The organism is Streptomyces sp. NBC_01471 (assembly GCF_041438865.1).
GTDB lineage: Bacteria > Actinomycetota > Actinomycetes > Streptomycetales > Streptomycetaceae > Streptomyces.
Map to the genome: position 1 here is coordinate 4,429,982 of NZ_CP109450.1, position 20,059 is coordinate 4,450,040.

The 20,059-nt window shown below is 73.5% G+C and carries 16 protein-coding genes and 1 pseudogene; 7 read left to right on the plus strand and 10 right to left on the minus strand.

What is annotated here, in order from left to right:
• Nucleotides 1-34: 34 nt before the first annotated feature.
• Nucleotides 35-508, plus strand: a pseudogene (locus OG285_RS19760) (VanZ family protein); the annotation flags it as partial.
• A 280-nt stretch (nucleotides 509-788) separates the two neighbouring features.
• Here the strand turns inward: OG285_RS19760 and OG285_RS19765 are convergent.
• Nucleotides 789-3,320: a helicase C-terminal domain-containing protein gene (locus tag OG285_RS19765; RefSeq protein WP_356827894.1), complete on the minus strand. Its 2,532-nt coding sequence runs from the start codon at nucleotides 3,318-3,320 to the stop codon at nucleotides 789-791.
• Between the two features lie 405 nt (nucleotides 3,321-3,725).
• Here OG285_RS19765 and OG285_RS19770 point away from each other — a divergent pair, with 405 nt between their 5' ends.
• Both OG285_RS19770 and OG285_RS19775 read left to right on the plus strand, forming a co-directional pair.
• Nucleotides 3,726-4,910 (plus strand): hypothetical protein, encoded by a 1,185-nt coding sequence (locus OG285_RS19770; RefSeq protein WP_371791728.1) that lies wholly within the window; start codon nucleotides 3,726-3,728, stop codon nucleotides 4,908-4,910.
• 220 nt (nucleotides 4,911-5,130) lie between these two features.
• Complete coding sequence (locus OG285_RS19775; RefSeq protein ID WP_371791729.1) at nucleotides 5,131-5,652, plus strand: DUF4232 domain-containing protein; 522 nt, start codon at nucleotides 5,131-5,133, stop codon at nucleotides 5,650-5,652.
• Between the two features lie 151 nt (nucleotides 5,653-5,803).
• Here the strand turns inward: OG285_RS19775 and OG285_RS19780 are convergent, their stop codons facing one another.
• From OG285_RS19780 to OG285_RS19795, 4 genes are all read right to left on the minus strand, one after another.
• Entirely contained in the window at nucleotides 5,804-6,778 is a 975-nt protein-coding gene (locus OG285_RS19780) for an ABC transporter substrate-binding protein (protein WP_371791730.1), read from the minus strand.
• Nucleotides 6,779-6,869: 91 nt separating this feature from the next.
• Nucleotides 6,870-7,742 carry an ABC transporter ATP-binding protein gene (locus OG285_RS19785; RefSeq protein WP_356827901.1) on the minus strand — a complete coding sequence of 291 codons (873 nt, stop codon included), beginning with the start codon at nucleotides 7,740-7,742 and terminating at the stop codon, nucleotides 6,870-6,872.
• On the minus strand, nucleotides 7,739-8,845 hold the full coding sequence (locus OG285_RS19790) for a FecCD family ABC transporter permease (protein WP_371791731.1): 1,107 nt from the start codon (nucleotides 8,843-8,845) through the stop codon (nucleotides 7,739-7,741). Before OG285_RS19790 ends, OG285_RS19785 begins: the two co-directional genes overlap by 4 nt.
• The gene (locus OG285_RS19795) at nucleotides 8,842-9,846 is read right to left on the minus strand and encodes a FecCD family ABC transporter permease (protein ID WP_371791732.1); all 1,005 of its coding nucleotides are present in this window, start codon (nucleotides 9,844-9,846) and stop codon (nucleotides 8,842-8,844) included. Before OG285_RS19795 ends, OG285_RS19790 begins: the two co-directional genes overlap by 4 nt.
• A gap of 94 nt (nucleotides 9,847-9,940) precedes the next feature.
• On the opposite strand from OG285_RS19795, the gene OG285_RS19800 reads away from it, so the two are divergent.
• Nucleotides 9,941-10,582, plus strand: coding sequence for an HAD family hydrolase (locus OG285_RS19800; RefSeq protein ID WP_371791733.1), 642 nt, complete (start codon nucleotides 9,941-9,943; stop codon nucleotides 10,580-10,582).
• Here OG285_RS19800 and OG285_RS19805 read toward each other — a convergent pair.
• Nucleotides 10,552-10,845 carry a hypothetical protein gene (locus OG285_RS19805; protein ID WP_371791734.1) on the minus strand — a complete coding sequence of 98 codons (294 nt, stop codon included), beginning with the start codon at nucleotides 10,843-10,845 and terminating at the stop codon, nucleotides 10,552-10,554. The genes OG285_RS19800 and OG285_RS19805 overlap by 31 nt on opposite strands.
• 162 nt (nucleotides 10,846-11,007) lie before the next feature.
• Between OG285_RS19805 and OG285_RS19810 the strand changes: the two genes are divergently transcribed.
• Complete coding sequence (locus tag OG285_RS19810) at nucleotides 11,008-11,391, plus strand: cold-shock protein (protein WP_356827912.1); 384 nt, start codon at nucleotides 11,008-11,010, stop codon at nucleotides 11,389-11,391.
• A 100-nt stretch (nucleotides 11,392-11,491) separates the two neighbouring features.
• Here OG285_RS19810 and OG285_RS19815 read toward each other — a convergent pair whose 3' ends face one another.
• From OG285_RS19815 to OG285_RS19830, 4 genes are read right to left on the minus strand one after another with little or no spacing between them, the layout of a single operon-like run.
• Nucleotides 11,492-12,364, minus strand: coding sequence for a 1,4-dihydroxy-6-naphthoate synthase (locus OG285_RS19815; protein ID WP_356827914.1), 873 nt, complete (start codon nucleotides 12,362-12,364; stop codon nucleotides 11,492-11,494).
• Nucleotides 12,361-13,017 (minus strand): futalosine hydrolase, encoded by a 657-nt coding sequence (locus OG285_RS19820; protein ID WP_371791735.1) that lies wholly within the window; start codon nucleotides 13,015-13,017, stop codon nucleotides 12,361-12,363. The genes OG285_RS19815 and OG285_RS19820 overlap by 4 nt, the downstream gene beginning before the upstream one ends.
• Nucleotides 13,018-13,021: 4 nt before the next feature.
• Nucleotides 13,022-13,504: a DUF2771 domain-containing protein gene (locus OG285_RS19825; RefSeq protein ID WP_356827918.1), complete on the minus strand. Its 483-nt coding sequence runs from the start codon at nucleotides 13,502-13,504 to the stop codon at nucleotides 13,022-13,024.
• 27 nt (nucleotides 13,505-13,531) lie between these two features.
• Nucleotides 13,532-14,881 carry an MFS transporter gene (locus OG285_RS19830; protein WP_371791736.1) on the minus strand — a complete coding sequence of 450 codons (1,350 nt, stop codon included), beginning with the start codon at nucleotides 14,879-14,881 and terminating at the stop codon, nucleotides 13,532-13,534.
• A 441-nt stretch (nucleotides 14,882-15,322) separates the two neighbouring features.
• Here OG285_RS19830 and OG285_RS19835 point away from each other — a divergent pair, with 441 nt between their 5' ends.
• Together OG285_RS19835 and OG285_RS19840 are read left to right on the plus strand one after the other, a co-directional pair.
• On the plus strand, nucleotides 15,323-16,240 hold the full coding sequence (locus OG285_RS19835; RefSeq protein WP_356827922.1) for a DUF3027 domain-containing protein: 918 nt from the start codon (nucleotides 15,323-15,325) through the stop codon (nucleotides 16,238-16,240).
• Nucleotides 16,241-16,870: 630 nt separating this feature from the next.
• Nucleotides 16,871-20,059 (plus strand): sacsin N-terminal ATP-binding-like domain-containing protein, encoded by a 3,189-nt coding sequence (locus OG285_RS19840; protein WP_371793567.1) that lies wholly within the window; start codon nucleotides 16,871-16,873, stop codon nucleotides 20,057-20,059.

A 20,059-nucleotide genomic window follows, 5' to 3' on the forward strand; every position in this document is an offset into this window, starting at 1 on the left:
TGTCGCGCATCCCGGCCGGGGTACACGCTGCGTCATGGACTCCGAACCGCGACTACAGCGCCGTACGTGGGCCTCAGCAGTGATGCGCGCCCTTGTGTTATTGGTCGGTTTCGTGTGCATGGTGGGCTTCGCCGTCGCCCTGGCCAAGGTGACGCTTGTGCCGTCCGCGGCCTCGGTGGACCTCACGCACACGAACCTCACACCCGGTGATTCGATCCGGACGTACGTGGACCAACCGGCCTTCCGTGACACGGTCAAGCAGATCGGCGGCAATGTGCTGCTCGGGCTGCCGTTCGGGGTGCTGCTGCCCGTACTGATCCCCAAGGCGCGCGGGCTGCTGCGGGTGGTGCTGGTGACCGCCGTGGTGATGCTCCTCGTCGAGACGGCGCAGGGGCTGCTGATCACCGGGCGCGCCTTCGACATCGACGACGTGATCCTCAACACGACGGGCGCGCTGATCGGATATCTGCTGCTCGGGCGGCGGCTGGGACGGGCGCTGCACCCGCGCCGCACGCACTGGTGGCAGCGGAGGCCCCGGACGGAGCGGACCGGGCCGGCCGCACCCGATGCGTCGGCGGACCGGCCGGGCTCCGGGCGGGCGGCGGGCACTTCCCCTTCCCGCAGGCCGGCGCTGCCGAACGCCCTGCGGGCCAGGATGACCCCCGCCAAGAAGGCTCCGGCGAAGAAGAGCTCCGCCAAGAAGACCCCGGCGAAGAAGGCCCCCGCCAAGAAGGCCCCCGCGCGGAAGTCCGCTCCGGTCGCCAGGGCGTCCCGTTGGTGGTCCGCCGTCAGGACGGGTCGTCGGTCAGCTCCGCAACGCCCGTGATGCGGTGCAGCGGATACGTGCGGACGTCGTCCGCGGTGTGGTCGTACGCCGTGACGAAGCCGCCCTCGACCCGGACCGGCGCGATCACGCGCTTGCTGGCCGCGCCGTCCGCGTTGACGTAGCCGATCCAGAGCGCCGCGCCCGTCATCGCCGCCGCCTGCACCGTGGCGAGCGTCTCGGCGGACGGTGTGCGCGGCAGGTCCCCGTACTCCTGGACCGGTGCGTGGACCACCGTGGCGGCCGTGTCGCCCGCCCTGATCGCCCGCAGCGCCGCCCCGAGCAGGACGTCGTCGGGCACCGGCGGCCCTTCCGGGACCGGGGCGGGCGCGGTGCGCGGCGGTGTGCGGTAGGCGTCGGCGCGGGTGATCAGGACAGCGCCGTCGGCGGACTCGGCGGCCGGGGCGAAGCCCATCGAGCGCAGCCCTTCGAGCAGCCCGGCCGGGGCGGCCATGGAGGCGAGCACCGTGGGTGCGAGGCGGCGCAGCCGCAGCGACTGGGACCGGGTGTCGGCCAGGATCTCGCTGAGGACCGCGTCGTCGTCGCAGCGTACGTACGAGGAGGCCGCGCCGACCCGGAGGTGGCCGTGCTTCCGTGCGACGTCGTCGATCAGGTACGTGAGTGGCTGCGGCACCGGCGTACGGCTGTGGGCCGCGAGGAAGGCGTGCAGGTCGGCCGCGGTCTGCCCGGCGTCGAGCGCCCGGCGCACCGAGCCCGCCGTGAAGCGGTAGACGGTGGCGCCGCCCTTGGACTCGACGTCGGCGGCGACCCCCAGCAGCGCGGCGAGCGGCCGCTCCAGCGGGCCGGGGGCGACGGCCGTGAGGTCGGCCTGGAGCAGGACGTGGTCGAGCGGTTCGGGGATCAGCGGGGTGATCGCTTCGGCGGCGCGGGAGCGCGCCTCGGCCAGTTCGGCGGAGGTCGGGGCGGGGCGCGGGCCGGTGCCGGGCGTGGTGTCGAGGAGTGCCCTGCCGTGCGTCGAGAGGGCGCCGCGGCCGGTGATGCCCAGCAGTTCCGTCTCGTTCAGCGTCCACTGGGCGATGCGCGAGCGCAGATCGCCGACCGGGGACGCGCCGTGGGTGTGGCGCGCCGTCGGGATGTCCGCGGCCGTGGCCGGGCCCGTACTGCGGCCGGACGCGGTGCCGCGCACCGGGCGTTCCCAGCGCAGCCGGGTCAGCAGCGACTCAGGGTCGGGGGCGGTGCCCTCCGGCAGGGTCGCCATCAGGCCCAGGATCCTGCGGCGCACCTCGGGAGCGGCGGCGCGGTCCAGTTCGGGGCCCAGGGTGGACAGGGCGCGGCCCTTGGGGTCGAGGCCGCCGATGAGCCCCGGGGTGCGGGTGGCGGTGAGCCAGGCCGTGACCAGGTCCGCCCAGCGCTCCTGGGCCGGCGAGTCGAGCCAGAGGTCGTACGCGGGGGTGGCGGCGAACCGTTCGTCGGCCTCGCCGTCGGCCGCCAGGAGCCCTGCCGCGTAGGCGAGTTCGACCCAGAAGGCGGCCAGCGGCTCGCTCATGTCCAGCGCGGCGGCGGTCCGCTTGAGGTCGCGGACGCTGAGGCCGCCGGAGCGCAGGACGGCGGGGCCGCCCTCGTCCCAGTCCTTGAGCAGGTCCTCGATGGTGGAGAGCGCGGTGAACGCCTGGCCGGCCGCCGCCGCGTCCACAGCCTGTGGACCGTATTCGCGTGCGGGCACCACGGCGGGCGGCCGCGGCTCCGCGCTCTGGTGGGCGCGCCCGGCGCGCAGATGCAGCGCGGCCTCCCGGGGGAGTACCACCGTGCGCGCGCTGGCGGGCAGCAGCAGCCCGTGGTCGCGCAGCCACTGCACGGGCCGGGTCGGCGCGGCGGCCACCTCGCCGTACGGCGGGCCCCAGACGAGCCTGCTCAGTACGTTCAGCGACTCGGTCGGGGCCTCGTCGAGCAGCGCCGACATCCGGGTCCGGTCGGTGAACAGCGAGGTCAGCGCGGTCACCGCGGAGACCGAGTCATGCGTGCCCGCGAGGCCGACCGCGGTGACGATCTCCTGCACGCGGCCCGGGGACATCCCGACCGTCGCCTCCGCCACCGTCGGCCCGAGGCCGGTCGGCGAGGGGTGCGTGGGGGAGGGGGCGAGGAGTTCGCGGGCCGTGCGGACGAGCCGCAGCCGGTCGTCCGGGCCCCACAGCAGAGCCTGTTCGCGGAGCCGCTCGACCGCGCCGGGCAGCGCGTCCGCGACCTCCGGATCGCACTCGTCACCGGCCATCAGGGCGAGGAGCGTCTCGTACGGAGCGGGGTCCGGCGCGACCGCGAGCGCCTCCGCCGTCTGGAGCGTGAAGCGGTCGAGGTGTTCCAGCGCCCGTACGACCGAGGCGCGGGTGCCCGCCCGGGTCGCGAGCTGGCTGAGATCGCTGGGCACCGGCGTCAGCAGATCGGGCCGTGCCCGCAGCAGCCCGGTCAGGGATGCGTCGTCGCGGGTGCGCAGGGCCTCCGCGAGGGTGCGCGGTGGCGTGCTGCGTGTTCGTTCCGGCACGTGCGCCTCCCATAGTGCGGACGGGTCCCCATCCGGCCCACGTTACTGAGATTTGCCGGGAGATGGCGCATCGCCCCACGTTGGGCCCGATGACTTCGCCCCGGTGCGGGCGGGCAGGACACCGGGAGAGCACCGGGAGAGCACTGGGAGGGGTGCGGAAAGGGGTGCGGGGGAAGGGTGCGGGAAACCCCCGGGAAACCCCCGGGAAAGCGGCTGCGGAAGGTCAGGAAAGGAAAGGTCAGGGAAGGTCAGGAAAGGGCATGGTAAGGCGGTTCGGGAACGGGCCGGGGCGAGGGCCCGGGGCAAAAGGCCGGGAAAAGGGCAGCGGAAGGAGCCGGGGAGTACGGACGGTGCGCGGTGGGAGCGCTACGGTCGGTGCAGAGCGGCGTGAAGGGGTGCGAGTCCGTGGGGATCGAGAGCGATCAGCTCGTCTACGACTATCTGAGCCGGGTCGGTGACCTGGCTCAGCGGCAACTGACCTCGGCCGACCGGATGCGGCTCGTCTCCTCGCTGCGCGGCGAGATCGACCGGCAGCGCGCCGGGGCCGACGCGGGCGGCGAGGCCGACGTGCGCCGCATCCTCGGCCGGCTCGGTACGCCGGCCGAGCAGGTGGCGGCGGCGACGGGCGGCGGCCCCCCACCGGGCCCGCCGCAACTGGGCCCCGATCCCGTACAGGACCGGGCGCGTCGCATGCCCCGCCCGCGGCGGAACGGGCAGCCGGGCGGCGAGGGCGACGGCGGCGGGCCGGCGCCGGGCCGGACCGGGCTGGGCAAGGTGGGTCTGGGCAAGTCGGCACTCGGTAAAACGGCGCTCGGTAAAACGGCACCGGGCAAGTCCGGACCTGGGGGCGGCAGATGGGGGCTGGGCAAGGGCGAGAAGCCCGAGCCGCAGCCCCCGCGTTCGACGGCCGCCTCACCGCCCCACCTCGCGGGCGAGGACGAACTGGGCCCGTCCGGAGGCGAACCGGACTGGTGGCGCGTCCAGCCGGGACCCTTCGGGGCCGGTGACGCGGTGCCCGGCTTCACCGGCGGGGTGGAGATCCCCGAGATACTCAAACCGCCGCCCGGCGCGGAGTCCGGCGACGACCCGGACGATGCCGACGCCGTCGGCGAAGCCGAAGAGGACGGCGCGGACGGTGAGTTCGTGGAGGCGCAGCCGCGCCGAGGGCGGGCGCTGCTCGGCCGCCGCCCGGCCGGGGGCGGCGGAGTGCGGGCGGCCGGGGGCGGCGGCGCCGTACGGGCCGTCGCCGGGGGCTTCTCCAGCCCGTTCCTGCTGCTCGCGGCGGCACTGCTGGTCGTCGGCGCTGTCCTCGGCTCGCTGATCCCGCTCGGGGCCGGCTGGCTCCTCGCGTACGTCTCGCGCAGGCTCAGCCGCGCCGAGGCGAAGTGGGCGGTGCTCGGCCTGCCGGGGCTGGTCCTGACGGGCGGGATCGTCTGGCTGTGGGGACGGGCCGACGGGCGCTGGGGCACGCCGATCCCGGCGCACGGGATGGGTGACGCGATCTCCGGGGTGTGGCCGGTCGTCCTGCGGGTGGCGGCCGGTGCCACCGCGCTGTACCTGGTGTGGCGAGCGCGGAGACGGCTGCCGTAACGCCGCTCGTAACGCCGCTCGTACGGTCCTGGCAGCACGGCTGCCTCCCGCCGCCCCGGCTGCGTCCGTCGCGTCCACTGTGTCTCAGTTTGCGGCTGTAGCAGGCGTGTTGCTTTCCTGTGACGATCTCAGGTCGGTGTATCGGGCAGGCTGTTCGCAGACAGGGGTTCGGCGAGTTTCGACCAGCCGGATCATGAGCGGATGTTCGAAGGAGAGTTCCATGGGCATGTCTCGCAGGTTCGTCGTGACGGTTGCCGCCACCGCGCTGGCAGGTGCCGCCGGTGTGGGAGTCGCGCAGGCATCCACCACAGCGCACACGGCTGCCACGACCGGAGTCAAGGTCTCTTCCTGCCGCCCGGCGAACCACACGGCGAAGATCACTCCGGATGCCTCCAGCGCCGGCCACCGCCACTACCGGGTCACGCTGACCGCGGCGCCCGGCACGGAGTCCTGCAAGCTGGCCGGCTCGCCCACCGGGGTGCACTTCTACAACCACGGTTCCCTGGACGGTGTGACCGCGAAGTCGTACGGGGCGCAGGGCACGGCCGTGACCATGAGCCCCGGCCACCCGGTCCACTTCGACATCCAGGTGCCGAGCGGCACCGGCGGCGCGAAGGCCAACGAGGTCTCGTTCACGCTCAGGACCCCCGGCGGCGGGATCATCCCCGGCGAGTCCTTCGCGGACGGCTCGCTCTCGGTCGACGCCGGTACCCAGATCGGTGCCATGCAGGCCGGAGCCTGAGGTACCCGCGTAACCCCGGATACGCCGTCGTACCCACTGCTTACCCACTGCTTACCCACGGCGTACTCACTGCGTAGCCACACCCACTGTGCCGCCGTCCCCCTCCCGGGGCGGCGGCACAGTGCTGGGCCGGGGCAGTTGCCCCGGCCGGTCACCGCCCGGTGAGGTCCGTCCGCAGCTCGTCGAGGATCCGGTCGGCCGCCGTGTAGCCGATGCCCTGGATCCACAGCTGGTCGTCGACGCCGAACGACTTGCCGTTCTTCACCGCGGTCAGGTCCTTCCACAGGCCGCTCCGCGTGGTCTGCGTCTCCTTGGCCTTCGCCGGGTCGCCGTATGTGGAGTGGAAGAGCACGTCCGCGTCGGCCAGGTCGATCCGCTCGGGACTCACGTCGTACGTGAAGCCGTCCTTGGCCTTGTCGGCGATGGCGGGGCGGCCGACGCCGAGGTCCGTGAGGATCGTGCCGATGTAGTTCTTCCTGCCGTAGATCCGGATGTCGGCGCCCTCCACGAACCGCACCACACCGACCTTCGTGGCGGCCGCCTTCGCGGGTCCGCCGAGTGCGGCCACGACCCGCCGGACGTGCGCGGTGTACGCGGCGACGGTCTTCTTCGCCTCGGCCTGCCTGCCGAGGGCCTCGGCGTGCACCTGGAAGTTCGCCTTCCACGGATAGCCGGTGTTCTCCGTCATGACGGTCGGCGCGATGGCGCTGAGCTGGCTGTACTTGTCGCCGTGCCGGATCTTGCTGGTCAGGATCAGATCGGGTTTGAGCGCGGCGATGGTCTCCAGATTGGGCTGGAGCATCTCGCCGACGTCCTTGATCCCGGCGACCTCGTCCTTGGGCAGGTAGTCGAGGAATCCGGACTTCACGTCGGCGTGCGTGGAGCCGACCGGCTTCACGCCGAGCGTGACGGCGGAGTCCAGCTCGGCGGTGTCCAGGACGACGACCCGCCGGGGATGGTCGGGGACCTTCACGTCACCCATGGCGGTCTTCATGGTGTGGGTGGCGGTCGCCCCCGCGGACGGTTTGCCGCTGGTGTCGCCGGAACCGCACGCGGTGAGAGCCAGCGCACCGGTGAGCGCGAGAGCGGTCGCGACGGCACGGTGGCGGTGGAGTAAGCGCTTCATGAGGAGCCCTTTCGACGGCGTTCGCCCGGACCGCGCTGACGCGGCGCCCCGGGCCTCCACTATGTGGTTCCGGGGCGCACTCCACGGCGCTTCAGGAAAGGTCCGCGGGCGCGGGGACCTCCGCGTCCGCTTCTCCGCCCGTCCCGGCACCCGCACCCGCGTTCCACGGCGCCCCCGCCACGACCAGCGGCGACCCGGTCACCGGGTCCGGGATGACGACCGATTCCAGGCCGAACACCTCCCGTACGAGCTCCGCGGTGACGATCTCCCCGGGGTGCCCCTCGGCGACGATCCGGCCGTCCTTCATGGCCACCAGGTGGTCGGCGTACCGGGCCGCCTGGTTGAGGTCGTGCAGCACCGCGACGACGGTCCTGCCGCGCTCCTTGTTGAGCCGGCGCATCAGATCCAGCACCTCGACCTGGTGGGCGATGTCGAGGTAGGTGGTGGGCTCGTCGAGCAGCAGCAGATCCGTCTCCTGGGCGAGCGCCATCGCGATCCAGACGCGCTGGCGCTGCCCGCCGGACAGTTCGTCCACGGCCCGCTCGGCGAGCGCCGTGATGTCGGTGCGCTCCATGGCACCGGTGACGGCGCGCTCGTCCTCGTCCGACCACTGCTGCCACCAGTGCTGGTGCGGCTGGCGGCCGCGTGCCACCAGGTCGGCGACGGTGATCGCCTCGGGCGCCGAAGGGGACTGCGGGAGCAGCCCGATCGACTGCGCGATCTTCCGGGTGGGCGTACGGGCCAGCTCGGCCCCGTCGAGCAGTACCGCCCCGCTGCGCGGTTTGAGCAGCCGCCCCAGGGCCCGCAGGGTGGTGGACTTGCCACAGGCGTTGGGCCCGACGATGACGGTCACCCGCCCGTCGGGCACGGCGAGGTCGAGTCCGTCGACGACGGTGCGGTCGTCGTACGCGAGCGTCAGCTCCCGGGCGGTCAGCCTGGTCTCCGGCGTCGGCCTGCTGGTCATGCGTTGCCTCCACTACGGCCGCGAGCGCCGTGATTCTTCGCGATCAGCCAGATCAGGTACGGCGCGCCGACCGCCGCCGTGAGGACGCCCACCGGCAGTTCGGTGGGGGAGAGCAGCTTGCGGCCGAGCAGGTCGGCGAGGACGACGATGAACGCGCCCATCAGCGCCGAGCAGAGCAGCGGGATCTGTGCGGTCCTGGTCATCCGGCGGGCGATCTGCGGGGCGAGCAGCGCGACGAAGTCGACGGGCCCTGCGGCCCCGGTCGCGACCGACGCCAGCACCACACCGAGCAGCACGAGACCGAGCCGCACCCGCCCGAGCCGGATGCCGAGCGCGGTCGCGGTGTCGTCGTCCATGGAGACGGTGCGCTGGGCGTACGCGGCCCACAGCATCGCCGGTACGAGCGCGAGCAGCACCCAGCCGAGCAGCCCGGCCTGGCTCCAGCCGCGGCCGTTCAGCGAGCCGGTGAGCCAGATCTGGGCCTGCTGGGCGACCAGGTAGTCGCCCTTGGTCAGGAAGAGCTGGGTGACCGAGCCGAGCGCGATGGCGAAGCCGATGCCGATCAGCACGAACCGGGTGGCGTGCAGCCCGCCGCGCCAGGCGAAGACGTACACCAGGGCGGCGGCGGTGATCCCCCCGGCGACCGAGAGGTACGGCAGGACGGCGGTGGAGGTCACGCCGAGGGACATCGCGCCGACGGTGAGCGCGCCCGCGCCCTTGCTGATGCCGATGATGTCGGGGCTGGCCAGCGGGTTGCGGGCGACGGTCTGGATGAGCGCCCCGGCCACGCCGAAGGCGGCGCCGACGAGCAGCCCGACGACCATCCGGGGCAGCCGCAGGGTGCCGACGACGAGTTCGTCGGGCGAGGGCCTGCCGAGGATGACCTTGACGACCTCGCCGGGTGCGATGAAGTCCTCACCGACACAGAGGTACGCGACACACGTGACGGCCAGCAGCACGGCGAGCGCCACGGCGACGGCCGCCGCCCGCCGGTGCAGCAGGAACGTCCCGCGCCCGGCCCGTACGAGGGAGTACCCGGCGGGGCGGACGCCCGGCGCCGCCGGCGCTGTCGTTGTCGAGGGAGCGGGAGCGGCCGTTGTCACGCCGGGACCGCCTTCCGGCGTACGAGGGTCACCAGGAACGGCACCCCGATCAGGGCCGTCATCACGCCGGCCGGAACCTCGCTCGGCGGGAAGACGACCCGGCCGACGGTGTCGGACACCAGCAGCATCACCGGGCCGATGAGGGCCGCCATCGGCAGCACCCAGCGGTGGTCGCTGCCGACGATCGCGCGGGCGATGTGCGGTACCGCGAGGCCGATGAAGGCGATGGGCCCGGCGGCGGCGACACCGACCCCGGTCAGTACGGTGGCGCCGATGCCGCCGACGATGCGGACCGCCGCGACCTTCTGGCCCAGCCCCTTCGCCATGTCGTCGCCCAGCGCCAGCGCGTCGAGACCGCGGGCGACCGAGGCCACGAGCACCACGCCCACCAGCAGGAACGGCCAGATCTGGCCGACGATGTCGGTGTCCCGGCCGCTGATCGAGCCGACCTGCCAGAAACGGAACTCGTCCAGTGCCGACGCCTTGGTGGTCAGGACCGCCTGCACCACGGAGACGAGCAGCGCGTTGATCGCGGCCCCGCCGAGGGCGAGCTTCACCGGGGTGGCGCCGCCGCGTCCCCGCGACGCGATGGCGTACACCGCGACGGACGCGACCGCCGCCCCGGCGAAGGCGAACCAGACGTACCCGGTGAGGGTGTGGATCCCGGCGAAGGCGATGGCCAGCACGACGCCGACGGAGGCGCCCTGGCTGATGCCGAGGATGCCGGGGTCGGCGATGGGGTTGCGGGTGATGCCCTGGAGCACGGTCCCGGCCAGGGCGAGCGCGACGCCCACCATGAGACCGATGAGGGTGCGTGGCACGCGCAGTTCGCGGACGACTTCGGCGGTGTTGCTGTGGCCGCCGTGCAGCAGTGCGTCGATCACCGCCGACGGTGCGATGGCCCGTGCCCCGACCGCGAGGCTGAGCAGGACCGCCAGCAGCAGGGCCACGACGGCGGCGGCCGTCCAGGCGATGCGGCGGCGGGCCACGGGAGTTGACATCTGACCCATTCCGGAAAGTTGGTAAGGCTTGGCTAAGTCTAAGCTCAGCCATCCCGGACAGGCCGGTCAGGTGCCGGGCGGAGCGAGGTGGAGGATGGAGGGTATGTCTTCACACCCGCTGACGGTCGGCTTCGACCTCGATATGACCCTGATCGACTCCCGGCCCGGGATTCACGCCGCCCTGACGGCCCTCTCGGCCGAGACCGGGACGTACATCGATGCCGGTCTCGCGGTCACCCGGCTCGGCCCGCCGCTGGAGATGGAGCTGGCCCACTGGTTTCCGGAGGAACACATTCCGGCGATGCGCGACCGCTACCGTGAGATCTACCCCACATACGCGATAGAGCCGTCCACCGCGATGGCGGGCGCCGCCGAAGCGGTGGCGGCGGTACGGGGGCTCGGCGGGCGGGCGATCGTCGTCACGGCCAAGAACCAGCCGGACGCCGTGCGCCACCTCGTTCACCTCGGCATCGAGCCGGACGCCGTCATCGGCTGGCTCTGGGCGGAGGCCAAGGCGGAGGCGCTGCGCGAGCACGGCGCGTCGGTGTACGTCGGCGACCACATCGGGGACGTGCGCGGGGCGCTCACGGCGGGCGCGCTCTCCGTCGCCGTGCCGACCGGCCCGATCAGTGCGGAAGACCTGCGCACGGCCGGAGCCGAGGTGATCCTCAAGGACCTCACCGAGTTCCCCGCGTGGCTGGACGGCTACGCGGCAGGGGTCGCCGCCGACGCCTGACCCGCCATCACGGCGCGCGCCCGTCGGCGCTGGTCCGCGATGGAGCGCAGCAGCCCGGCCGCTGCGACGACGAAGCCGACGCCCATCAGCATGCACACGGCATACGCGACGGACGGGAACGGGTGCGTGCCGAGGAACAGCGGGGCCACCGTGACGAGCGTGGCCACGGCTCCCACGAAGAAGATGATCGCGCCGGCCTGCACAAGACGGTCACCGGCACGGGTGTCGTCAGGGGTGTCGGCCGATTGGGTTTCATTGCTCACCCGGCCAGGGTAGTTCCCAGCGCGGAGGAACTACGAAGTGACGTCTCGTTACTGGTCCCCGGACCACGAGCCGGACCACTAGCCTGAGTCCAGGCGGGTCGGGTGACCCGCTGCAGTGCTATCCAGAGCCGTTTTCTACGACTACGAGGACGAGGACAGACGGTGCCCACCGGCAAGGTCAAATGGTTCAATTCGGAAAAAGGCTTCGGCTTTCTTTCCCGCGACGACGGGGACGACGTCTTCGTCCACTCGTCGGTTCTCCCGTCCGGAGTCGACGCCCTGAAGCCGGGGCAGCGCGTGGAGTTCGGCGTCGTCGCGGGCCAGCGCGGCGACCAGGCGCTGACCGTGACCATCATCGATCCCACGCCGTCGGTGGCAGCGGCCCAGCGCCGCAAGCCCGACGAGCTGGCCTCCATCGTGCAGGACCTGACGACGCTCCTGGAGAACATCACGCCGAGCCTGGAGCGCGGCCGTTACCCCGACAAGGCGGCCGGGGCGAAGATCGCCGGCCTGCTGCGGGCGGTCGCCGACCAGCTGGACGTCTGACCGTACGGATATGGTCTCCCGGCTTCCCGGGGCGGGCAGTGCCCCGCCCCGGGAAGCCGGACCCGTTCCCGGACGGAGCAGGCACCCGGTGCCCCGGTGCTCAGACGAAGCCCAGCGCCTCGGGCGGCAGCGCCGGTACCAGCCCTTCCGCGGCCGCCCGCGTGAGCAGGCCCCGGACCGCCGCGTAGCCGTCCTCGCCGAGGTCGGCCGTGAACTCGTTCACGTACAGCCCGATGTGCTGGTCCGCGACCGCCGGATCCATCTCCTGCGCGTGACCCAGCACATAGGGACGGGACACCTCGGGGTCGTCCCAGGCCTGCCGTACCGACGCGCGGACCGTCCGGGCCAGCTCCCGCAGCCGCTCCTCGCCCAGCGACCGCTTGGCGATGATCGCGCCCAGCGGGATCGGCAGGCCGGTGGTGGACTCCCAGTGCTGCCCCATGTCGGCCAGCGAGTGCAGTCCGTACTCCTGGTAGGTGAACCGCGCCTCGTGGATGACCAGACCGGCGTCGACCTTGCCGTCGCGCACGGCGGGCATGATCTCGTTGAACGGCATCACGACGATCTCGCCGACCCCGCCGGGCACCACCTCGGCCGCCCACAGCCGGAACAGCAGATACGCCGTCGAGCGCTCGCTCGGCACCGCGACGGTCTTCCCGGTGAGGTCCACGCCGGGCCCCCGCGTGAGGACCAGCGGCCCGCAGCCCCGCCCGAGCGCCCCGCCGCACGGCAGCAGCGTGTACTCGTCGAGCACCCAGGGCAGCACCGCGTACGACACCTTCAGGATGTCGAATTCGCCGCGCTCGGCCATCCCGTTGGTGATGTCGATGTCCGCGAACGTCACATCGATCCGGGGCGCCCCCGGCACCCGGCCGTGGGCCCAGGCGTCGAAGACGAACGTGTCGTTGGGGCAGGGCGAGAACGCGATGTTCAGCGCCTCGGTGAGGAGCGGTGCTTCGGTTGCTTCGGTCATGTGCGGGTCCAGCCTTCCAGTACGGGCGCGAGCTTCCCGAAAGCCGCGGTGAGCGCGGCCAGCGCGTCGCCGATGCGCCAGGCGTCGCGGTCGCGCGGGCCGACGGCGTTGGAGACCGCCCGGATCTCCAGCACCGGCACACCGGCCTGCGCAGCCGCCTCGGCCACCCCGAAACCCTCCATCGCCTCGGCCACGGCCGCGGGGTGGGCGGCCAGCAGCCCGGCCGCCCGTTCGGCGGTGCCGGTGACGGTGGAAGCGGTGAGTACGGTGCCGGGTGTCGCACCGGTGGCGTCGGCCACGGCCCGGACGAGAGCGGCGGGCGGCCGGTGCTCCACCGAGCCGAAGCCGAGTTCGGTCACGGGCACGAAGCCGTCGGGCGTCGCGGCGCCCAGATCGGCTGCCACGATGGCGTCGGCGACCAGCAGCGAGCCCGGCGCGGCGTGGAACCCGCCGCCGATGCCCGCCGAGACCACCAGGCCGTACGAGCCGAGCGCGAGCGCGGTCGCCGTCCCGGCGGCAGCGGCGGCCGGACCGACCCCGGCCGCGATCACGTCGTAACAGCCGGTCCCCGCGCCCTGGCCGGTGGTGCCCCCGAACGCGCGCGTGACCGCGTCCCGCTCAGCGGGGACCGCGGTCACGATGAGTACACGCAAGGCGTCAGGCGTCCTTCTTGAAGACGAACGACCAGAGGCCGAAGACCTTGGTGGTGCCGTCGCCCTCGGCGATGGCGATGGTCGAGGAATTGCCCTTGGCGCCGTACTGGGAGTTGAAGAAGACGTTTCCCGGGACCGTCGTGTAGGTCTTCTTGCTGACGGCGGTCAGCTGCTGGCCGTTGAGCAGCAGCACCCAGCCCTTGTCGGCGATCTTCGGGTCCACCCCGATGCGCACGGTCTTGTCCGGGTCCACCTTGATGGACTTGGTGCCCTTCTTCTTCGCGGCACAGGACTTGGAAGCGGCCATGTCGAGGCTCTTGCCGTCGTTGTAGCATGCGGCCTCGGAGTGCACCGAGTTCGTGCCGACCGTCACGGTCGCCAGCGGCGTCGGCTTGTCGCAGGCGGACAGGACGAGGAGTCCGGCGGACACGGCACCGAGAGCGGCGGCGGTGCGGCGGCCCTTACCAGTAAGAAGCGCAACGGTCATGGGGCGAAGGCTATCGCCCGGCACAGGTCACGCCACGCGGGGGTGCGGCGAGCCGCGCCGCGCCGCCGTCAGGAGCCCCCGTACGGTCGTGATCGCACCCACCGCGACCAGCGCGGCCCCCACCGAGGCGCCCAGCACGCCGTTCAGCGGCAGGACCATCGCGATGGCGCCGCCCACCACCCACGCCAGCTGGAGCACCGTCTCGGACCGGGCGAACGCCGAGGTCCTGACCGTCTCCGGCACATCCCGCTGGATCATCGCGTCCAGCGACAGCTTGGCCAGCGCCTGCGCGAACCCGGCCATCGCGGCCAGCACCGTCACCATCACCGAGACGAAGAAGACGGCCGTGAGCACCGCGGTGCCCAGCGCCACCCCGAGCAGCGTGGCGATCATGATCTCGGGCCCGCGCGAGCGCAGCAGCGCGCCGACGGCCGTGCCCAGCGCGTTGCCCCCGCCGGCCGCCACGCCCACGATGGCCAGCGACACGGCGGCGTTCTGACCGGCCATCGGGTGCTCGCGCAGCAGGAAGGCCAGGAAGAAGATCAGGAAGCCGGAGAGCGAGCGCAGCGCGGAGTTCGCCACCAGACCGTTCAGCACGGAGGGTCCGACCGTGCGCAGCGACGGCTTGCGCCCGTCGGCCTCCTCCATCAGCCGGGCCCTGCCCTCGCCCTTCGCGGAGTCCACCTTGCGGGGCAGCGTGAACGCCAGGAACGCCCCGAACAGGAAGACGGCGGACGCCCCGTAGAGCGGCCAGGCGGAGCCGATCCGGTGCAGCCCGGCCCCGATCATCGCCCCCACGCCGGTCGCGAGCAGCCCCCCGAGCGTGACCCGGGAGTTGGCTTTGACCAGCGAGAAACGTGGTGGCAGCAGCCGGGGGACCACCGCGCTGCGCACCACGCCGTACGCCTTCGACGCCACCAGGACGCCCAGCGCCGCCGGATAGAGCTCCAGGCCGCCGGTGGCCACGGCCCCCGACATGACGAGCGCGAGGACCGCTCTGGCCAGCATCGCGGCGGCCATCGCGGCCCGGCGGCCGTGCGGCAGCCGGTCGAGCAGCGGGCCGATCACCGGGGCGAGCAGCGCGAACGGCGCCATGGTGACCAGGAGGTAGAGCGCGACACGGCCGCGGGCCTGGTCGGTCGGTACGGAGAAGAAGACGGTCGAGGCCAGCGCAACCGTGATCATCACGTCACCCGCGCTGTTCACGGCGTGCAGCTCGATCAGTTTGCCGAGGCCCGACTCGCCCGCCCCATGAGCGTTCGTCGCCCGTCTGATCCCTTTTGCGGTACCAGTAAACGGCCGATGGAGGGCATGACCGACGGCCCGCCCCACCCTGCGCGCCGGGCTGAATCCGTCGGACGACCTTGCGGTGGTCACCCCGTCATAGTGCCCCAACCCCGTACGACCCGAACCGGGATTCGGACGCGCAGGTGGGACGAGAGCCGGAGAAGGGGTAGCGTGCACGGAGGCTGCCGACCACTCCCGGGCGGGCCCGCGACGCCTGTCACCGCACCTCGCTGCGTTGTCGGAACCGCCCAGTGACTTCGGTTACCGGGGCGGTTTCCGCCTTGCGATGCACGGCGCCAGACGCCGCGGGCTCCTCCGCCCGGGTGCGGCCGGCAGCCTCCAGCGCGCCACCTTGCGGTTGTCCTTGGCTGTGCGCCTCTCCGTTATCCCGCAGAATGGGTGGGAGAAGGTGCGCCCCCGGGCATGTCGGGTGCGGACGTTGACGCGGTCCTCTGGTCCGCTCCGCCCGTTGCTCGTACGCGAAGTTCGTCCGGCGCACCCGTGAGACGGCGTAGGAGAGAAGCGAGACCTGTGAGTGCTGCGACGACGAGAAGCCGTACCCCTGACCGCCTGTGCGCCGAGGCGGTCGACCTCGCCCGTGAGGCGGCGGAGGAAGCTGCCTTCCCCGGGGTGGTCGGCGAACACGTCTCTGTGGTGGCCGAGGGCGACCGGGTGGTCACCCACTACTTCGAGTGCAAGGAACCCGGTTACCGGGGCTGGCGCTGGGCGGTGACGGTCGCCCGGGCATCCCGGGCGAAGCTCGTCACGCTCGACGAGACGGTCCTGCTGCCCGGCTCCGACTCGCTGCTGGCCCCCGAGTGGGTGCCGTGGAGCGAGCGGCTGCGCCCCGGCGACATGGGCCCCGGCGACCTGCTGCCCACCGAGGCGGAGGACCTGCGCCTGGAGCCCGGCTTCTCGGGCGAGGACGCGCCGCCGCCCAACTCCGTGCTCTCCGACGAGCTGGCGGAGCGGGTCGAGGCGGAGGACGCCGAGGTCATCGACCGCACCGCGGTCCCGGCCCGCGGCACGGTCGCCGCGGTCGCCGAAGAGCTGGGGATGCGGCGGGCGCGGGTGCTGTCCCGGTACGGCCTGCACCAGGCGGCGGACCGCTGGGACGAGGAGTACGGCGCGAAGACCCCGATGGCCCAGGCGGCCCCGGCCTCCTGTGTGACGTGTGCCTTCCTGGTCCCGCTCTCCGGTTCGCTGCGGCAGGCCTTCGGGGTCTGCGGCAACGAGTTCGGCCCGGCGGACGGGCATGTGGTGTCGCTGTCGTACGGCTGCGGCGGGCACTCGGAGGCGGCGGTCATGCCGAAGCCGCCGCGGCCCGCGCCGCTGGTACTGGACTCGACCGCCGCGGACCCGTTCGCACTGCGCCCGGACCCGGAGGGCGGCTCGGTCTCCGTCTCGGCGGAGGCGGCGTCGGGGGCCGACGACCTGGGGCATTCCTGAGGGGTGGCCCTGCTGAGGGGCGTGAGGCGGGGGCCGGGTTTCCCCTTCTCCCCGACCCGCCCGGGGGCGTACGTGCTACCGGCGGCATCGACGCGCGGCCCGAGGGCCTGAAGCGGATCACCGACGCCGTCGTCGCCGGTGAGATCGCCGTGCCGATCGCCGCCACCTTCCCCATTGAGCGGATCCGGGAAGCCGTCGAACTGCAAGCGGGGCGCCGCGCTCACGGACAGACCGTGGTCACCCTCTGACCCGGGTGGCTCGGGGACTCGGGTGGCTCGGGCCGGCATGAGGTACGCGCCTGCCGTCCTCCCCGCGGGCTCCGGTGGTCCCGTCACCCGCGTCGGGCACAGACCTTTCCGGGCGGCCCCCGCCCACCGCCGGGTGACCGGAGGAGATCGCGGAGCGGGACCCGGCACGGAGCCACGGGAAGTGAAGAAGGGCCGGGGAGCGCAGGAAGAGGACCGGCGGGGAGAGGCGAGGCGGGCAGGGGAGAGCAGGGCGGGGAACAAGCCAAGCCCGCCCCAGGCGCCCCACCCGCGCCTCTCTCCGTACTCCGTCACGCGGTACCTTCACCCGGGACCGGGACGGTCCCCCCACACCCCGCCCCACAGAGGAGCACAAGCCGTGATCGTGGAAGCGACAGACGCCGCCGACCCCTTCGGGACGGCCCGCCTGAGGCGCGGCGTGCTCGATGCCTGGGCCACCACCCCCGCCCGCTTCCGCGAGGACGCCAACGCCGAGGAGGACCTCGCGCTGGGCGGCTACCGTGACCGTCTCGTCGTCGAGCTCGCCCAGAACGCCGCCGACGCGGCGGCCCGCGCCGGTGTGCCGGGCCGGTTCCGCCTCACCCTGCGGCCCGGCGAGGGCGACGATCCCGCCGTTCTCGTCGCCGCCAACACCGGTGCCCCGCTGGACGCCGCCGGCGTCGAGTCGCTGAGCACGCTCCGCGCCTCGGCCAAGCGCACCGACGCCGACGCACAGGCCGCGGTCGGCCGTTTCGGGGTCGGGTTCGCCGCCGTCCTCGCGGTGAGCGACGAGCCGGCGGTCGTCGGCCGGCACGGCGGCGTCCGGTGGTCCCTCTCCGAGGCCCGCGAGCTGGCGGCCGGAGCTGCCCGTACGCAGGAAGCCCGCACGCCAGCCCCGCCGCAGACACCGGCCGACGGCCTCGCCGACGAACTGCGCCGCCGCGAGGGACACGTACCGCTGCTGCGCCTCCCGCTGCCCGCCGAGGGCACCGCCCCCGACGGATACGACACCGTCGTCATCCTGCCGCTGCGCGACACCGGCGCCGAGGACCTGGCCCGGCGGCTGGTCGCCGCGATCGACGACGCGCTGCTGCTGACCCTGCCCGGCCTGGCCGAGATCGTGGTCGAGACCCCGGACGGCATCCGTACCCTGACCCGTTCCGAGCACGGGGCGTACGTCCACATCGACGACAGCGCCGCCGGCGGCGGCATCCACCGCTGGCGCACCGTCGCCCACCACGGCCCGCTGGAGCGCGCCCTGCTCGCGGACCGGCCCGTCGAGGAACGGCTGCGCCCGCACTGGTCGGTCACCTGGGCCGTGCCGGTCGACGGCGACGGCGCCCCCGTACGCCCCGGCACCGCCCCGGTCGTCCACGCGCCGACCCCGACCGACGAACCGCTCGGCGTGCCCGCGCTGCTCATCGCCTCGCTGCCGCTGGACACCACCCGCCGCCACCCCGCCCCCGGGCCGCTCACCGACTTCCTGGTGCAGCGGGCGGCCGACGCGTACGCGGAGCTGCTCGGCGGCTGGGAACCGGTCTCGGTCGCCACCATCGACCTGGTGCCGGGCCCGCTCGGCAAGGGCGAACTCGACGGCGCGCTGCGGGCCGCGATCCTGGAGCGGCTGAACCGGGTGGCGTTCCTCGCTCCCGCCGCGCCGCTGGAGGACGTGGGCGGCGAGGCCGACGGGGAAGGCGGCGAGCGCCGCCACGCCCTGCGCCCCTTCGAGGCCGAAGTCGTCGAAGGCGCGGGCGAGGACACCGTACGGGTACTGGCCGAAGTGCTGCCGACACTGCTGCCCGCCGGTCTCGAACGCCGCGCCGAGCTGCGCACGCTGGGCGTCGGCCGGCTGCCGCTCGGCGACGCCATCGACCGCATCGGCGGTGCCGAACGCGCCCCGTCCTGGTGGCGGCGGCTGTACGAGACCCTGGCCGGGGTCGACCCGGACCGGCTCTCCGGGCTGCCCGTGCCGCTCGCGTCGGGCCGTACCGCCGTCGGCCCGCGGCAGGTCCTGCTGCCGCTGGCCGACACCCCCGCCGACCTGGCCCGGCTCGGCCTGAAGGTCGCCCATCCGGATGCCGCGCACCCGCTCCTGGAGAAGCTGGGCGCCCTGCCCGCCACCCCGCGTGCCGTCCTGACGACCCCCCAGGTGCGGGCGGCCGTCGCCGCCTCGATGGACGCCGGGGAGATCTGGTACGACGAGGAGGACGAGGGCGCCCTGGCCGCCGACGACCTCGCCGATGTCGTGCTCGCGCTCGTCCGGGAGGCGGAGCTGGAGCCCGGTGACGAGCCCTGGCTCGCGGCGCTCGCCCTCCCCGACGAGGACGGCGAGACCGTACCGGCCGGTGAACTGGTGCTGCCCGGAAGCCCGTTCGCCGCCGTCATGAGCGAGGGCGAACTGGCCCTGTGCGACGCCGAACTGGCCGACCGCTGGGGCGAGCAGCCGCTGACCGCCTGCGGCGTGCTGGCCACGTTCGCCCTGGTCCGCACCACGGATGTGGTCCTGGACCCGGACGAACTCGAACCGCGCGAGGGCGACTTCGCCGAGCCGGACGACGCGGGGCTGCTCGACGCCGTGGACGTCTGGTGCGAGGACGTGCTCGACCAGCTGCCGCAGGGCCCGGTGCCGCCGGTCGCCACGGAGATCGTCGCCGTACGGGATCTGGAACTGGTCGACGACGACAGCTGGCCGCAGGCCCTCGCGCTGCTCTCCCGCCCGCCGCTGCGGGACGCCCTGACCCAGCCGGTGCGGGTCCTCCTGCCGGACGGCACGACCGAGTCCGTACGCCCGTACACCGCCTGGTGGCTGCGCGGCCACCCGGTGCTCGACGGCCGGCGCCCCGCCGGGCTGCGGGCCGCGGGCGGTGACCCGCTGCTGGCCGGGCTGTACGACGAGGCGGACGCGACCGGATTCGACGACGAGCAGGTGCTGCGCGCCCTGGGTGTACGGACGTCCGTGGCCGCCCTGCTCGACGAGCCCGGCGGCGCGGCGGAGCTGCTGACCCGGCTCGCCGACCCGGACCGTGAGGTCTCGGCGCGCCAACTGCACGCGCTCTACGGGGAGCTGGCCCGTCTCGACCCGGAACAGGTCACACTCCCGGACGAGTTGCGTGCCGTGGTGGACGGCGAGGTACGGGTGGTGGACGCCGCCGACGCCCTGGTCGCGGACGCCCCCGACCTGCTCCCGCTGACGTCCGGCGCCGCGCTGCTCCCGGTGGCTCCCGACCGGGCCGCCGAGCTGGCCGAGCTGCTCCAGGTCGCGCGGCTGAGCGAGAGCGTCGAGGCCGAGGTGACCACGGCGGGGGAGGAGCACGAGGTCCCGGACGCGGTACGGGCGCTGCTCGGTCCCGGCACCCCGCGTACATACGTCGAGCACGAGGAACTGCTCGCGAACGGCGTCGAACTGGACTGGCACCGGACCCGCGACGGCGTGCTGCACGCGGCCACCCTGGAGGGGGTGGCGGCGGGGCTCGCCTGGGCGGCGGGGCAGTGGCCGCGCCGTTTCGAGGTGGCGGCGCTGATCGAGGACCCATCGCGCACGGAGGAGCTGGAGCGGGACCGCTGGTTCGACTGA

Excerpts from the sequence above, each read along its gene's own strand:
- OG285_RS19775 (WP_371791729.1), top strand. The coding sequence starts at position 5,131 with ATGGGCATGTCTCGCAGGTTCGTCGTGACGGTTGCCGCCACCGCGCTG.
- OG285_RS19780 (WP_371791730.1), bottom strand. The coding sequence starts at position 6,778 with ATGAAGCGCTTACTCCACCGCCACCGTGCCGTCGCGACCGCTCTCGCG.
- OG285_RS19785 (WP_356827901.1), bottom strand. The coding sequence starts at position 7,742 with ATGACCAGCAGGCCGACGCCGGAGACCAGGCTGACCGCCCGGGAGCTG.
- OG285_RS19795 (WP_371791732.1), bottom strand. The coding sequence starts at position 9,846 with ATGTCAACTCCCGTGGCCCGCCGCCGCATCGCCTGGACGGCCGCCGCC.
- OG285_RS19800 (WP_371791733.1), top strand. The coding sequence starts at position 9,941 with ATGGAGGGTATGTCTTCACACCCGCTGACGGTCGGCTTCGACCTCGAT.
- OG285_RS19815 (WP_356827914.1), bottom strand. The coding sequence starts at position 12,364 with ATGACCGAAGCAACCGAAGCACCGCTCCTCACCGAGGCGCTGAACATC.
- OG285_RS19825 (WP_356827918.1), bottom strand. The coding sequence starts at position 13,504 with ATGACCGTTGCGCTTCTTACTGGTAAGGGCCGCCGCACCGCCGCCGCT.